The organism is Catellatospora tritici (assembly GCF_019083965.1).
Lineage (GTDB): Bacteria > Actinomycetota > Actinomycetes > Mycobacteriales > Micromonosporaceae > Catellatospora > Catellatospora tritici.
The window spans coordinates 38,300-53,186 of sequence record NZ_JAHRCY010000038.1; the positions used below are offsets into that span (position 1 = coordinate 38,300).

At 74.0% G+C, this 14,887-nt stretch carries 3 protein-coding genes (1 of these 3 only partly in view); 1 reads left to right on the forward strand and 2 read right to left on the reverse strand.

Translation table 11 applies throughout. The features are described from left to right. Complete coding sequence (locus tag KUA19_RS40770) at positions 1 to 636, forward strand: TetR/AcrR family transcriptional regulator (RefSeq protein WP_217405174.1); 636 nt, start codon at positions 1 to 3, stop codon at positions 634 to 636. Here KUA19_RS40770 and KUA19_RS40775 read toward each other — a convergent pair. Both KUA19_RS40775 and KUA19_RS40780 read right to left on the reverse strand, forming a co-directional pair. Continuing rightward, positions 620 to 6,667, reverse strand: coding sequence for a type I polyketide synthase (locus KUA19_RS40775; RefSeq protein ID WP_217405176.1), 6,048 nt, complete (start codon positions 6,665 to 6,667; stop codon positions 620 to 622). The two genes, KUA19_RS40770 and KUA19_RS40775, sit on opposite strands and share 17 nt — an antisense overlap. Continuing rightward, positions 6,667 to 14,887 carry the end of a type I polyketide synthase gene (locus KUA19_RS40780; protein WP_217405177.1) on the reverse strand. It continues 20,405 nt past the right edge of the window, so 8,221 of the gene's 28,626 nt are visible here — the last part of the coding sequence; the start codon falls outside the window, past its right edge — the gene reads right to left on this strand; its stop codon occupies positions 6,667 to 6,669. Before KUA19_RS40780 ends, KUA19_RS40775 begins: the two co-directional genes overlap by 1 nt.

Genomic DNA, 14,887 nt, shown 5'->3' on the forward strand with positions numbered 1-14,887 from the left:
ATGGGACATCGGGAAGACCTACTGCTCGGAGCCCAGCGCTGCCTGATCGAGATCGGTTACGCACGGACCACGGCCCGGGACATCGTGGCCGCGTCCGGCGCCAACCTGGCCTCGATCGGATACCACTACGGGTCCAAGGAAGCGCTGCTCAACGAGGCCCTGATCGCCGCGATCGAGACCCAGGGCGAACACCTGGCGCGGGCGATGGCCGCGGTGGACCACACCGCCGGGCCGATGCAGCGGTTCGAGCAGGTGTGGACGGTGGTGGTCGACCACTTCAACAGCAACCGCCAGCTCTGGCTGGGCAGCTTCGAGGTGTTCGCCCAGGTCGACCGCGCGCCCGCGGTGCGCAAGGCCCTGGCCGAGACCATCCAGCAGGGGCGCGAAGGCCTGGCCCGGCTGTTCCATCCCGAGGCCGAGCTGATGGACGAGGCGGGCCGCCTCGCCCTCGGCTCGTTCTTCCAGGCCCTGATGACCGGCGTGATGACCCAGTGGCTGGTCGACCCCGACCGCGCTCCCACCGGCGCGGACCTGGCCGGGGCCGTGCGAGTGCTCCAGTCGTGGAAGGACGACGGCCCCCCGGCGGACGAACCGCCCGCCGGGAAGCGGCGACCGCCGGTCACCCCAGCGTCCTGAGCCAGTCCTCCAGCACTCCGGCCGTGGCCGCGGCGTTGTCGGTCAGCATCGTGTAGTGGTCCGCCGCGACCGGGCGGACCACCTGCGTGTCGTCCCACGGCACCGCCAGCCACGCCGCCGCCTCCGGCACGCCGCCCTCGGGCGTCCGGAAGAACGGCTGCGCGCACTGCGCGAACAGCACCGGCGCCGTCACCGTGCCGGTCACCACGTCCGGCAGCAGCTCGGTGTAGCGGCCCATCGCGGCCAGGCGGGCCACGTCGAACCGGCCGAACTGCGGCTCGGCGTCGAGCATCGCCAGCACCGCCTCCTTGATCGGCAGCGCCCCGTCGGAGTCCACGATCTTGTACGAGTCCAGCAGCGCCACCCCCGCCGGGCGGATCCCCCGCTGTTCCAACCGCGCCGCCACCGCGTACGCGAGCACCCCGCCCGCCGAGTAGCCCTCCAGCACGAACGGCTCCCCGTCGGCGGCCAGCAGCACGCTCTCGGCCAGCGCGTCCACCGCCGCCTCGGCCGACCCGGGCAGGCTCTCGCCCCGCAGGTAGCCGGGCAGCGGCACGGCGTACACCCGGCGCGGGTCGCGCAGCTGCCCGACCAGCCGCGCCTGCTGGTAGGTGCCGCCGGTGGCCATGGTGGTGCTCAGGCACAGCAGCACCGGTCGGGCCGGGCCGTCGGCCAACCGCACCGGCTGCGGCACCTGCGGCAGCTCGGCCAGGTTGTCGAAGCGCGGCAGCGTGTGCGCCACCGCGGCCAGGATCTCGTAGCCGCGCCCCAGCTCACCGGAGACGACCGCGTGCCGGAACACCCCGCTCAGCGTCTCGGAGTACTCCCCTGCCTGCCCCGTCGCCGCCCGGCCGGGCCCGGCCGCGGGCTCGGTCGACAGCTGCTCGGCCAGCCGCTCGTGCACCAGCCGGACCAGGCCCGCCGGGGTGCGGCTCTCGAACACCGCCATCGGGGGCAGCCGCAGTCCGGTGGCCGTGTTGAGGCCGTTGCGCAGGCGCATCGCGTTCAGCGAGTCGAATCCCGACTCCAGGAAGGCCCGGTCCGGATCCACCGCCGCCGCGTTGCTGTGGCCCAGCAGCGCGGCCGCGTAGCCGAGCACCAGCTCGCGCAGCAGCGCCTCCTGCTCGGGCGCGGCCAGCCCGGCCAGCTGGTGGCGCAGCGTGTCCGCGTCGACCTCACCGGCGGCGGCCCGGCGCCGCTTCGCGGGAACCAGGCCGCGCAGCAGCTCCGGCAGCTCGTCGGCGCGGGCCCGCAGCGCCCGCAGGTCAAGCCGCGCGGTGACCACGTTCGGGGCGCCGCCCGCCAACGCGGCGTCGAACAGCGCCAGGCCCTCCTCGGCCGACATCGCCTGGATGCCACCGGCGGACAGCAGCGAGCGGTCCGCCTCGGTCATCCCGCTGTCGGCGGCCCACAGGCCCCAGATCTGCGCCTGGGCGGGCAGCCCGGCGGCGTGGCGCCGCTGCGCGAGCGCGTCCAGGAACGCGTTGGCGGCGGCGTAGTTGCCCTGGCCCAGCATGCCCAGCACGCCGGAGGCGGAGGAGAACAGCACGAACGCGCGCAGCGGCATGCCCGCGGTCAGCTCGTGCAGGTTCAGCGCACCGTCCACCTTGGGCCGCAGCACGGTGTCGAGCCGGGCCGGGGTGAGCGAGCCGATGACGCCGTCGTCGAGCACGCCCGCCGCGTGGATCACCGCGCCGAGGCGGACGCCGTCGAGCAGCGCCGCCAGGGCGCCCCGGTCGGCGGCGTCGCAGGCGGCGATGGTGACCTCGGCGCCCAGCTCGGTCAGTTCCCGGTGTAGCTGCTCGGCGCCCGGGGTCGCCAGGCCGCGACGGCTGGTCAGCAGCAGTCGCCGTACGCCGTGGCGGATCACCAGGTGTCGGGCCAGCAGCGCGCCCAGCGCCCCCAGCGCGCCGGTGACCAGCACCGGCGCCTCGGGGTCCAGCAGCGGCCCGGCTTCGGCGTCGGCCGGGGCCGCCGCGCGCTCCAGCCGGGCCGTGTACACGACCCCGGCGCGCACCGCGACCTGCGCCGCACCGACCGCGACCAGCGCCGCGACGTCGAGGTTGTCGGAGATGTCGGCCAGCGTGATCCGATCGGGGTTCTCCGACTGCGCGGTGCGGACCAGGCCCTGCACCGCCGCGCCCGCCAGGTCTTCGGGTGCCTCGCCCGCCACGCCGACCGCGCCGCGGGTCACCACCAGCAGCCGGGCGGCGGCGAAGCGCTCCTCGGTCAGGAACCGCTGCAGCACCGCCAGCGCCGCGTGGGTGGCCGAGCGCACCGCGGCGGCGTCCGAGCCGCCGCCGGCGCGCAGCACCACGACCTGGGGCACCGGGCCGTCGGCGGACAGCCCGTCCCAATCCGACCAGGACACCTCGGCCGAGGCAGGGACCTGCGTCGGTGACCATGCCACGGTGAACATCGCGTCGCCGTGCGTCGAGCGGGCCGCCGCGAGCTGCTCCGGCGAGATCGGGCGCAGGGTCAGGCCGTCGATCGTGGCGACCGGGGCGCCGCCCCGGTCGGCCAGCGTCACCGACACCGAGTCCGGCCCGGTCGGGGCGATCCGCACCCGCAGCGCCGCCGCGCCCTCCGCGTGCAGCGCGATCCCGTTCCAGGCGAACGGCAGGCGCGCGCCGCCCGCACCCTCGCCCGGGTCCCGGCTGAACGCCAGCGCGTGCAGGCAGGCGTCCAGCAGCGCCGGGTGCAGCCCGAATCCGTCGACCCGGGTCGGCACCCGCTCGGGCAGCGCCACCTCGGCGAAGATCTCCTCACCGCGGCGCCACACCGCGGTCAGGCCCTGGAACGTCGGGCCGTACTCGTAGCCGTGGGCGCGCATCATCTCGTACGCGCCGTCCAGCGGCACCGCGGTCGCCCCCGTCGGGGGCCACTGCAGCAGCTCACTGGCGGCCTGACCGCCGCCGGTGCCGAGGTAGCCCTCCGCGTGCAGGATCCACGGGGCGTCCGGCTCGTCGTCGGGTCGGGAATGGATCGACACGGTACGGCCACCGCCTGAGTCCTGCGGCCCGACCAGCACCTGCAGCGCGACCCCACCCCGGGCGGGCAGCAGCAGCGGCGCCTGCAGCACCAGCTCCTCCACCCGGTCGCAGTCGGCCAGGTCGGCGGCCTGCAGCGCCAGCTCCGCGAACGCCGCCCCCGGCAGCAGCACCGTGCCCAGCAACGCGTGGTCGGCCAGCCACGCCTGGCGCCCCAGCGACAGCCGACCGGTCAGCGTCAGCCCCGCCGACTCCGGCGACGGCACCGCCGCGACCAGGAGCGGATGGTTCAGCCCGTGCAGGCCCATCGAGGCCGGGTCGCTCAGGGTGGAGGTGTCCTCCAACCAGAACCGCTCGTGCTGGAACGGATAGGTCGGCAGGTCCACCGGGCGGGCCGCGACGCCGTCGAGCAGCACCGACCAGTCGACCGCGCCGCCGTGTACGTGGAACTCGCCCAGCGAGGTCAGGAACCGGGCCAGGCCGCCGTCGTTGCGCTGCAGCGTCCCGGTGATCGCGGTCGGCGCGGCCTCCGCCTCCGCCTCCAGGCAGGCCTGGATCGACACCGACACCACCGCGTGCGGGCTCACCTCCACGAACCGGCGGTAGCCCTGCCCGTGCAGGTGGCGCACGGTCTCGGCGAAGCGCACCGGCTCGCGCATGTTGCGGTACCAGTAGTCGGCGTCCATGCCCGCGGTGTCCAGCAACCCACCGGTGACCGTGGAGAAGAACGCCACGTCGCAGGCCTTGGGCACGATGTCGGCGATGACCGCGTCCAGCTGCTCGCGCAGCACCTCGACGTGTTCGCAGTGCCCGGCGACGTCGGTGGGGATGCGGCGGGCGTGCACGCCCTCGGCGACGTACTCGGCCAGCAGCTCGTCGATCGCGGCCGCCTCGCCGGAGACGACCGTGGCGTACGGGCTGTTGACCGCCGCGACACTGACCCGACCGTCGAAGCGGGCCAGCCGGGCCGCCACCTCGTCGGCCGGGGCGGAGACGGAGAACATGCCGCCGGTGCCTGCCAACGTGCCCAGCGCGCGACTGCGCAGCGTGACCACGCGGGCCGCGTCCGCCAGCGACAGGGCACCGCTCACGTACGCGGCCGCGATCTCGCCCTGCGAGTGCCCGACCACCGCGTCCGGCTCCACTCCCAGCGAGCGCCACAGCGCCGCCAGGCTGACCATGACCGCGAACAGCACCGGCTGCACCACGTCCACGCGCTCGATCGACGGTGCGTCCGGGTCGCCGCGCAGCGCGCCCAGCAGCGGCCAGCCGCTCAGCGGCTCGATCACCTCGGCGCAGGCGCGCATCTGCGCGGCGAACACCGGCGCCGAGTCCAGCAGCTCAGCGGCCATGCCGAGCCACTGCGAGCCGTGCCCTGGGAAGACGAACACGGTCCGGCCCGCGGCGTCGGTGCGCCCCTTGGCGACGCGCGGTGAGGGCAGCTCCTCGGCCAGCGCCGACAGCGCCCCCTCGACCTCGACCCGGTCCGCGCCGACCAGTACGGCGCGGTGCTCCAGCGCCGCCCGGTCGCGCCACAGCGCCACCGCCAGGTCCCGCACGGTCGTCTCGGGCTCGGCGGCCAGCAACGCGCTCAACCGCCGCGCCTGGTCGCGCAGCGCCTGGGGCGAGCGCGCCGACAGCAGCAAGGGCACCGGCCGCGCCGACGGCTCCGGCTCGGCCGCCACCGGCTCGGGCTGCGGGGCCTGCTCGATGATGAGGTGGGCGTTGGTGCCGCTGATGCCGAACGAGGACACCCCGGCCCGTCGCGGGTGGTCGCCCTGCGGCCACTGCCGGGCCTCGGCCAGCAGCCGGACCTGGCCCGAGGCCCAGTCGACCTGGCTGCTGGGCTCGGCCAGGTGCAGCGACCGGGGCATCCGGCCGTGGCGCATCGCCTGCACCACCTTGATGACGCTGGCCACGCCCGCGGCGGCCTGCGCGTGCCCGATGTTCGACTTGATCGAGCCGAGCCACAGTGGCCGGTCCCCGGCCCGGTTCTGCCCGTAGGTCGCCAGCAGCGCCTGTGCCTCGATCGGGTCGCCCAGTGTGGTGCCGGTGCCGTGCGCCTCCACCAGGTCGACCTGGTCGGCCGACACCTGGGCGTTGGCCAGCGCCTGCCGGATCACCCGCCGCTGCGACGGGCCGTTCGGGGCGGTCAGGCCGTTGCTGGCCCCGTCCTGGTTCACCGCCGAGCCGCGGATCACCGCCAGCACCCGATGGCCGTTGCGCTGGGCGTCCGACAGCCGCTCCAGCACCAGCATGCCGACGCCTTCGGAGACGCCGGTGCCGTCGGCGGTGTCCGAGAACGACTTGCAGCGTCCGTTGGGCGCCAGGCCGCGCTGGTTGCTGAAGTAGACGAAGATGTCCGGGCTGGCCATCACGGTCACCCCGCCCGCCAGCGCCAGCGTGCACTCCCCCGCGCGCAGCGACTGCGCCGCCAGGTGCATCGCCACCAGCGACGACGAGCACGCGGTGTCCACCGTCACCGACGGGCCCTCCAGCCCGAAGAAGTACGACAGCCGCCCGGAGGCGATCGCGCCCGTGCTCGTGTTGTACGGATAGTCGTGGTACATCAGCCCCGCGAAGACGCCGGTCGATGACCCCTTCAGCGTCGCCGGGTCGATCCCGGCCCGCTCGAACGCCTCCCACGTCGCCTCCAGCAGCAGCCGCTGCTGCGGGTCCATGCCCATCGCCTCGTTCGGGCTGATGGCGAAGAACGCCGGGTCGAAGTCACCCGCCCCGGCCAGGAACCCGCCGGACCGGGTGTAGGTCTTGCCCGGCGAGCCGGGCTCGGCGTCGTACACCGCGTCGATGTCCCAGCCCCGGTCGGTCGGGAACTCCGAGATCGCGTCGACCTCGTCGTCGACCAGGCGCCACAGGTCCTCCGGCGAGCCGACCCCGCCCGGGTACCGGCAGCTCATGCCGACGATGGCGATGGGCTCCCGGCTCGCCGCCAGCAGCTGGCGATGCTGGCCGCGCAGCCGCTCGGTCTCCTTCAGCGACGCGCGAAGCGCGTCCACCAACTGCTGATCAGTGGTAGTCATTACCGCTCCTCCGTGTCGTCGAGGTTCAGACCGTCCAGGGCCATGCTGATGAGGCTCGCCGCGTCCATGTCGTCGATCGAGCCGACCGGATCGGCGTCGACCTCGGCCACCAGCGCCTGCGGGGTACGCACTCCGCCCAGCTCCAGCAGCACCTGGAGCAGGCCCGCGTCGCGCAGCCGGGTCATCGGAATGCCCGCGAGCACGCGCCGCACCTGCTCCTCGCTGTCGGCGTCCGCACCGCCGTCGCCGAGCTCCGGCAGCAGCCCGGCCTCGATCTCCTCGGCGACCGCGCGGGCGCTGGGGTAGTCGAAGACCAGGGTCGCGGGCAGGCGCAGGCCGGTCACCGCGTTCAGGCGGTTGCGCAGCTCGACCGCGCTGAGCGAGTCGAACCCGAGTTCCTGGAACGCCCGCTCCGGGGCGACCGCGTCCGCCGAGGCGTGCCCCAGCACCGCCGCGACCTGGGCGCGCACCAGTTCCAGCACGTGCTCCGCGCGTTCGGCGGCGGGCAGGCCGAGCAGCCGCCGCTTCAGCGCCGCCGCGTCTCCCGAGCCCGCGGCCTGCCGCCGCGACGCCGGGGCCAGCGCCCGCAGCAGCGGCGGCAGCGCCGCACCGGCCCCGGCCAGCCCGCGTACGTCCAACGCCACCGCGACCGGAGCGGGCTCGGGGTGGCCGATCACGGCGTCCAGCAGCGCGAGGCCCTGCTCGTGGCTGAAGGAACCGATCCCGGTCCGGCGCATCCGCTGCCGCTCGGCCTCGCCGAGACCGCCCGCCATACCGCCGCCGTCCCACGGTCCCCAGGCGATCGAGTGCGCCGCCTGGCCGACCGCGCGCCGGTGTGCGGCCAACTCGTCCAGGAACGCGTTGGCCGCGGCGTAGTTGGCCTGGCCCGGGTTGCCGAACACTCCGGCGATCGAGGAGAACAGCACGAACAGGCTCAGGTCGCGGCCCGCGGTCAGCTCGTGCAGGTGGGCGGCGGCGTCGACCTTCGGCGCCAGGACGGCATCCAGTCGCTGCGGGGTCAGCGCGGCCACCACACCGTCGTCCAGCACACCGGCGGTGTGCACGACGCCGACCAGCGGATGCTCCACGGGCAGGTCACCGAGCAGGGCGGACAGTGCCTGCCGGTCGGCGGCGTCGCACGCGACGACCGCCGCCGTGGCGCCGAGCAGCGACAGCTCCGCGACCAGGTCCGCGGCGCCCGGCGCGTCAGGCCCGCGGCGGCTGGTGAGCAGCAGACGCCGTACGCCGTGCGAGGTCACCAGGTGCCGCGCCACCGCCGCGCCCAGCCCGCCGGTGCCGCCCGTGACCAGCACGGTCCCGCCGTCCAGCGGCATCGGTGCCGCGGGCGTCGCCGCCGCCCGGACCAGTCGACGCACCAGCAGCTCCGTACCGGTGCCGCGGATCTCCGGCTCGGCCACGGCCAGCGCCCGACCCAGCAGCACGCCCAGTTCGGCACGCGACGGCACCGATCCGGTCTCCACCAGCACGATCCGGTCGGGCTGCTCCGCCTGTGCGGACCGGACCAGACCCCGGACCGCCGCCGCCGCGACATCACCGACCGTGGTCAGCACGATCAGCCGCGCGGCGGCGAACCGAGGCTCGGCCAGGAACCGCTGCACCGCCGCGAGTGCCTGGGCCGCGAGCAGGTGCGCGTCGGCGACCAGCCCGCCGGTCCCGCCCGCGCAGGCGAGCACGACAGCCTCCGGCAGCTCGCCGACCTCGGGCAGCTCGGACCAGTCCACCCACGACACCGCGGCCGCGGCGGGAGTGGCCACCGGCACCCAGTCGACGCGGAACACGTTGTCCGACGAGGTCGCCGGAGCCAACGCGGCCAGGTCGACCGGCCGCGAGGCCAGCGAACCGACCGACAGCACCGGCTCGCCGCCGCCGTCGGCGACGGTCAGCGCCACGGCGTCGGGACCGGCGGGTGCGATCCGCACCCGCAGCGTGGTCGCACCGACCGCGTGCACCGCCACGTCACTCCACAGGAACGGCAGCACGGCCTGGCCCTCACCGTCGGCGGCCAGCAGCCGGCTGTGCAGGGCGGCGTCCAGCAGCGCCGGGTGCAGCCCGAACCGGGCCGCGTCGGCGTGTGCCTGCTCCGGCAGCGCCACCTCGGCGAACACGTCCTCGCCCCGGCGCCACAGAGCACGCACCCCCTGGAAGACCGGGCCGTACCGGTAACCCAGCGCGGCCAGCTCGTCGTACCCGCCCTCGACCGGGATCTCCTCGGCACCGGTGGGCGGCCACTCGGGCAGGCCCACGGGGGCCGAGGCGCCGCCCAGCACCCCGTCGGCGTGCAGCGTCCAGGCCGTACCGGTGCCTTCGGGCCGCGAGTGCACCGAGACCCGGCGGGTGCCCGACTCGTCCTCGGCACCGACGGTGACCTGCACGGCAACGCCGCCGTGGGTGGGCAGGATCAGCGGCGCCCGCAGCGCCAACTCGCCCAACACGTCGCAGTCGAGCTGCTGGCCGGCGCGCAGTGCCAGTTCGACGAAGCCGGTGCCGGGGAACAGGATCGCGTCACCTATGCGGTGGTCGGCCAGCCAGGGCTGGGCGTCGACGGACAGGCGTCCGGTCAGCACGACCCCGTCGGAGTCGGCCAGCAGCACCGCCGCGCCCAGCAGCGGATGGTCGGCGGTGTCCAGCCCGGCGGCGGCCACATCACCGGCGGCGGCTCGGGCGTTGACCCAGTACCGCTTTCGCTGGAACGCGTACGTGGGCAGCTCGACCTGACGTCCCCCGCGCCCGGCCAGTACCGCCTGCCAGTCCACGCCGACCCCGGCGGTGAACACCCGACCGACCCCGGCCAGCAGCGTGCTGTTCTCGTCCTGGTTGCGGCGCATCGTCGCCGCGACGGTCACCTCACCGTCAAGGGACTGCTGGGCCATCGCGGTCAACACCGCGTCCGGACCCACCTCCAGCAGGGTGGTGGCGCCCAGTCCGACCAGCGCCGTCACCGCGTCGGCGAACCGCACCGCCGCCCGGACCTGGTCCACCCAGTACTGCGGCTCGGTGACCTGGCCCGCGGTGACGAGGTGACCCGTGACCGTGGAGACCAGCGGCATCGACGGCTCGCGGTAGGACAGCTCGGCGGCGACCTTCGCGTAGTCGGCCAGCATCGGTTCCATCAGCAGCGAGTGGAACGCGTGCGACACCCGAAGCCGTGACGTCCGCCGACCGTCGGCTGACAGCTGCGCCACGACCTGCTCGACCGCGGACTCCACCCCGGACACGACCACGGCACGCGGGCCGTTGACCGCCGCGATATCGACCCCGTCCACCAGCAGCGCACTGACCTCGGCCTCGGTCGCCTCCACGGCGACCATCACCCCACCCGTGGGCAGGGCCTGCATCAACCGGCCACGCGCCGCCACCAGCCTCGCCGCGTCGGCCTGCGACCACACCCCGGCCACACACGCCGCCGACAGCTCACCGATCGAATGCCCAGCCAGGAACTGCGGCCGCACACCCCACAACGCCAACAACTCGAACAGCGCCACCTCAACCGCGAACAACCCAGCCTGGGCATAGACGGTCTGGTGGACCAGGTCCTCGTCGCCACCCCAGATCACATCCCGGATCGGGCGGTCCAACCAGCGGTCCAGTTCGGCGCAGACCTCATCGAAACGGGAGGCGAACACCGGGTAGGCGTCATACAGCTCCCGGGCCATGCCCAGGCGCTGCGCACCCTGACCCGTGAACAGGAACGCCACCGTCGGCGCGCCACCCGGCTTCGGTTGGGCGGACAGGATGCCCGCCTCGTCGCCCGCGAGTGTGTCGAGTGCCGCAAGCAGCTGGTCCCGGGACGTGCCGGTGAGCAAGGCGCGGCGTTCGAACACCGCCCGGGTCGTCGCCAGCGAGTACGCGATGTCCACCGAACGCAGGTCGGGCCGGGTGTCCAGGTGTTCCCGCAGGCGGGCGGCCTGCTCCGCCAGGGCGGGCAGGGTCCGGGCCGACAGGACCAGTGGCAGCGCCGCATGCGCCTGGGGCTCGGGCTCGACCGCCGCCGGGGCGGCCACACCTTCGATGATCACGTGTGCGTTGGTGCCGCTCAGACCGAACGAGGAGATGCCCGCCCGGCGAGGCCGCCCGGCGACCGCCCACTCCCGCGCCTCGGTCAGCAGCCGTACGCTGCCCGCCGACCAGTCCACCTGCGCGGACGGCTGCTCGGCGTGCAGGGTCGGCGGCATGACGCCGTGCCGCATCGCCTCGACCATCTTGATCACACCGGCGACACCGGCCGCCGCCTGGGTGTGGCCCAGGTTCGACTTCACCGAACCCAGCCACAACGGCTCGTCCCGGTCCTGGCCATACGTCGCCAGCAGCGCCTGCGCCTCTATCGGGTCACCCAGCCGGGTGCCCGTACCATGCGCCTCCACCACGTCCACGTCCGTCGTGCTCAGACCGGCGGCCGCCAGCGCACGCCGGATCACCCGTCGCTGCGACGGGCCGTTCGGGGCGGTCAGACCGTTGCTCGCCCCGTCCTGGTTGACGGCCGAACCCTTGATGACCGCGAGAACCGGATGCCCGTTGCGCCGCGCCTCGGACAGCCGCTCCAGCACGAGCACACCGACACCCTCGGAAACGCCCGTTCCGTCGGCGTCGTCGGAGAACGACTTGCAGCGCCCGTCAGCAGCCAGACCACGCTGATTGCTGAAATACACGAACATGTCCGGCCGCGCCATCACCGTCACACCACCGGCCAACGCCAGACTGCACTCCCCCGACCGCAACGCCTGACCCGCCAAATGCATCGCCACCAGCGACGACGAACACGCCGTATCAACCGTGACCGACGGACCCTCCAAACCCAACGTGTACGACACCCGCCCCGTGACCAGGCTCCCACCACTGGTCGAACCAGACTCCTCACTCAGGCCGTAATCGTGATACATCACCCCGGCGAACACACCGGTCGGCGAACCCTTCAACGAACCCGGATCGATACCCGCCCGCTCCAACGCCTCCCACGACGCCTCCAACAGCAACCGCTGCTGCGGATCCATCGCCAACGCCTCATTCGGCGAGATCCCGAAGAACCCCGGATCAAACTCCGCCGCGTCATACAAGAAACCACCGGTCAAGCCGTAGGTCTTACCCGGCATCCCCGGAGTCGGGTCGAAAATCCGATCCATATCCCAACCACGATCGGTCGGGAACGGCGTGATCGCATCCACCCCACCCGCCACCAACCGCCACAACTCCTCCGGCGACGACACCCCACCCGGATAGCGGCAGGCCATACCGACGATCGCGATCGGCTCGTCGACAGCGACCGCGGCCACGACGGGCCCGTCGTCGACCGCCGAACCCAGCAGTTCACCCTCGACGAACTCGGCCACCCGCGAGGCGGACGGGTAGTCGAACACCAGCGTCGCGGGCAGACGCAGACCGGTCACGGTGTTGAGCTGGTTGCGCAGCTCCACCGCCGACAGCGAATCGAAGCCCAACTCCTGGAAGGCACGATCCGCCTCGACCGCGTCCACCGACGCGTGCCCGAGCACCGCCGCGACCTGGCCGCGGACCAGCTCCAGGACCGCTGCACGGCGTTCCGCCGCCGCAAGCCCGGCGAGCTGGGCGGAGAGCCCGCCGCCTACCCCCGCCGCCGTCGAGGCGGCCCGGCGCAGCGCCGGGCGGACCATACCCCGCAGCAGGGCTGGAATCTCGTCCGACCGGGACTCCAGGCCGCGCCGCTCGACCCGCAGCCCGGCGACGCCGGCCCGGCTGGAGGCGACCGCCGCGTCGAAGACGTGCAACCCCTCGGCCTCGGTGAGCGCGGGCAGGCCCTGACGGGCCATCCGAGCCAGATCCACCTCACTGAGGTACCGGCTCAACCCGGTCCCGACGTTCCACAGGGCGTACGCGATCGAGGTCGCGACCAGGCCCCGGGCCCGACGGTGTTCGGCCAGTGCGTCCAGGAACACGTTCGCGGCCGCATAGTTGCCCTGACCCGCCGCGAGCACGAGCCCGCCGGCCGAGGACAGCAGCACGAACAACTTCAGGTCCATGTGTTCGGTCAGCTCGTGCAGATGCCAGGCGGCGTCGGCCTTCGGCGCGAACACCGCGTCCAGCCGTTCCGGGGTCAGCGCCCCGACCAGGCCGTTGTCCGCCAGACCGGCCGCGTGCACGACACCGCCGAGGCGCACCCCCTGCAGCAGCTTCGCCACCGCGGCCCGGTCCGCCACGTCACACGCGGTGACCTGGGTCGAGGCGCCGAGACTCCGCAGCTCGTCCACCAGTCCCCGGGCACCCGGCGCATCGGGGCCACGGCGACTGGTCAGCACCAGCTTGCGCACCCCGTAGGCGGTGACCAGGTGGCGGGCCAACAGCGCACCCAGGCCACCCGTGCCACCGGTGATCAGGATCGGCAGGTCGGGGTCGAGGGCGAGCGGTGCCGCGGTCGCGGCGAACGGCACCAGGCGCGGCACCCGCAGCTCGCCACCGCGAAACGTCAGTTCCGGCTCACCGCAAGCCACGGCCGCGCCGAGCGCACCGGCCACGGCGCCGAGGTCGTCGGCGTCGAGCAGCGTGATCCGGCCCGGGTTCTCGGCCTGCGCGGCACGCACCAGGCCCCAGACCGGGGCCTGGGCGAGATCGACCGGATCCGGGGCGACCGCCTGGCGCGTGAGCACCACCAGGCGCGTGTCGGCGTACCGGTCGTCGGCGAGCCAGCCCTGCAGCGCGCCGAGCACGCCACCGGTCGCCGACCTGATCCCGGCCAGGACACCGCCGTCACCGGCGTCGCCGTGGACGACCAGCACCTCGGGCGTCGGCTCGCCTGCGGCCAGGGCCGCGTCGAGTTCAGCGAGATCCGAGTACGACCGCAGCCCCGCCCCCGGCAGCGCCGCCCCGAGCACGCCCCAGCCGGGCCCGGCCGCTCCAGCAGCCGACCCGACCCCGACCCAGTCCACGTCGTAGAGGAGGGCACCCTGCGGGCGCGCGGCATCCAGCCGCTGCGCCGCGACCGGGCGGCCCAGCACCGAGGCGACGGTCAGCACCGGCTGGCCGGTCCCGTCGGCGACGGTCAGCGTCATCGCGTCGCCGCCCGCCGGCACCAGCCGCACCCGCAGGGAGGTCGCCCCGACCGCGTGCAGCTCGACCCCGGTCCACACGAATGGCAGGACTGTCTGCCCGCTCTCGCCCGTGATGATGCCCGCGTGCATGGCCGCGTCGAACAGCGCCGGGTGCAGGCCGAACCGGGCCGCGTCGGCGTATGCCTGCTCCGGCAGCGCCACCTCGGCGAACGTCTCCCCGTCCCGGCGCCAGGCGGCGCGCAGACCCTGGAACACCGGGCCGTAGCCGTACCCGTGCTCCCGCAGCGTTTCGTACGCCCCGGCCAGGTCGACCACTTCGGCGCCCTGCGGCGGCCAGGACACCAGGTCCGATCCGGTGCTCATCGGTGCGGCCGCGCTGAGTGTGCCGTCGGCGTGCTGCGTCCATACGCTTTCGCCGTCGGCGCGCGAGTGGACCGCCACCGACCGGTCGCCACGGGCGTCGGCGGCGCCCACGGCCACCTGGACCGCGGTTCCACCGTGCTCCGGCACTGTCAGCGGTGACTGCATGGCCAGCTCCGCCAGCACCCCGCAACCGACCTGCTGACCGGCCCGCAACGCCAACTCCACGAAGCCGGTCCCCGGGAACAGAACCGTGTCACCGATACGGTGATCAGCCAGCCACGGCTGCGCCTGAACCGACAGCCGACCCGTCAACACCAGCGCACCCGAATCCGCCAACAGCACCGACGCACCCAGCAATGGATGATCAGCGGCGTCCAGACCGGCCGCCGTCACATCCGCGACCGCGTTGACCGCGTTGACCCAGAACCGCTCCCGCTGGAACGCATACGTCGGCAGGTCGACCCGCTGCGCGCCGTACCCGCCGAGCACGGCCGACCAGTCGACCGCGCAGCCACGGGTATACGCGCGCGCCAGTCCGGCGAGCAGTTCGGCCGTCTCTGACCGGCCGCGTCGCTGCGATGCGCTGAACAGCACAGCGTCGCCGTCGACGCACTGCGCGCCCATCCCGGTCAGCACCGCGTCCGGACCCACCTCCATCAGCACGGACACACCCAGTCCGACCAAAGTCGTGACCGCGTCTGCGAACCGCACCGCCGCCCGGACCTGCCCCACCCAGTACTGCGGATCGGTCAGCTGACCGGTGGTGACCGGCTGGCCGGTCACGGTCGAGATCAGCGCAGTGGTCGGCTCGTGGTAAGAC

What these genes read in the sequence shown, in the direction of transcription:
- KUA19_RS40770 (WP_217405174.1), top strand. Translation starts at nt 1, where the DNA reads ATGGGACATCGGGAAGACCTACTGCTCGGAGCCCAGCGCTGCCTGATC.
- KUA19_RS40775 (WP_217405176.1), bottom strand. Translation starts at nt 6,667, where the DNA reads ATGACTACCACTGATCAGCAGTTGGTGGACGCGCTTCGCGCGTCGCTG.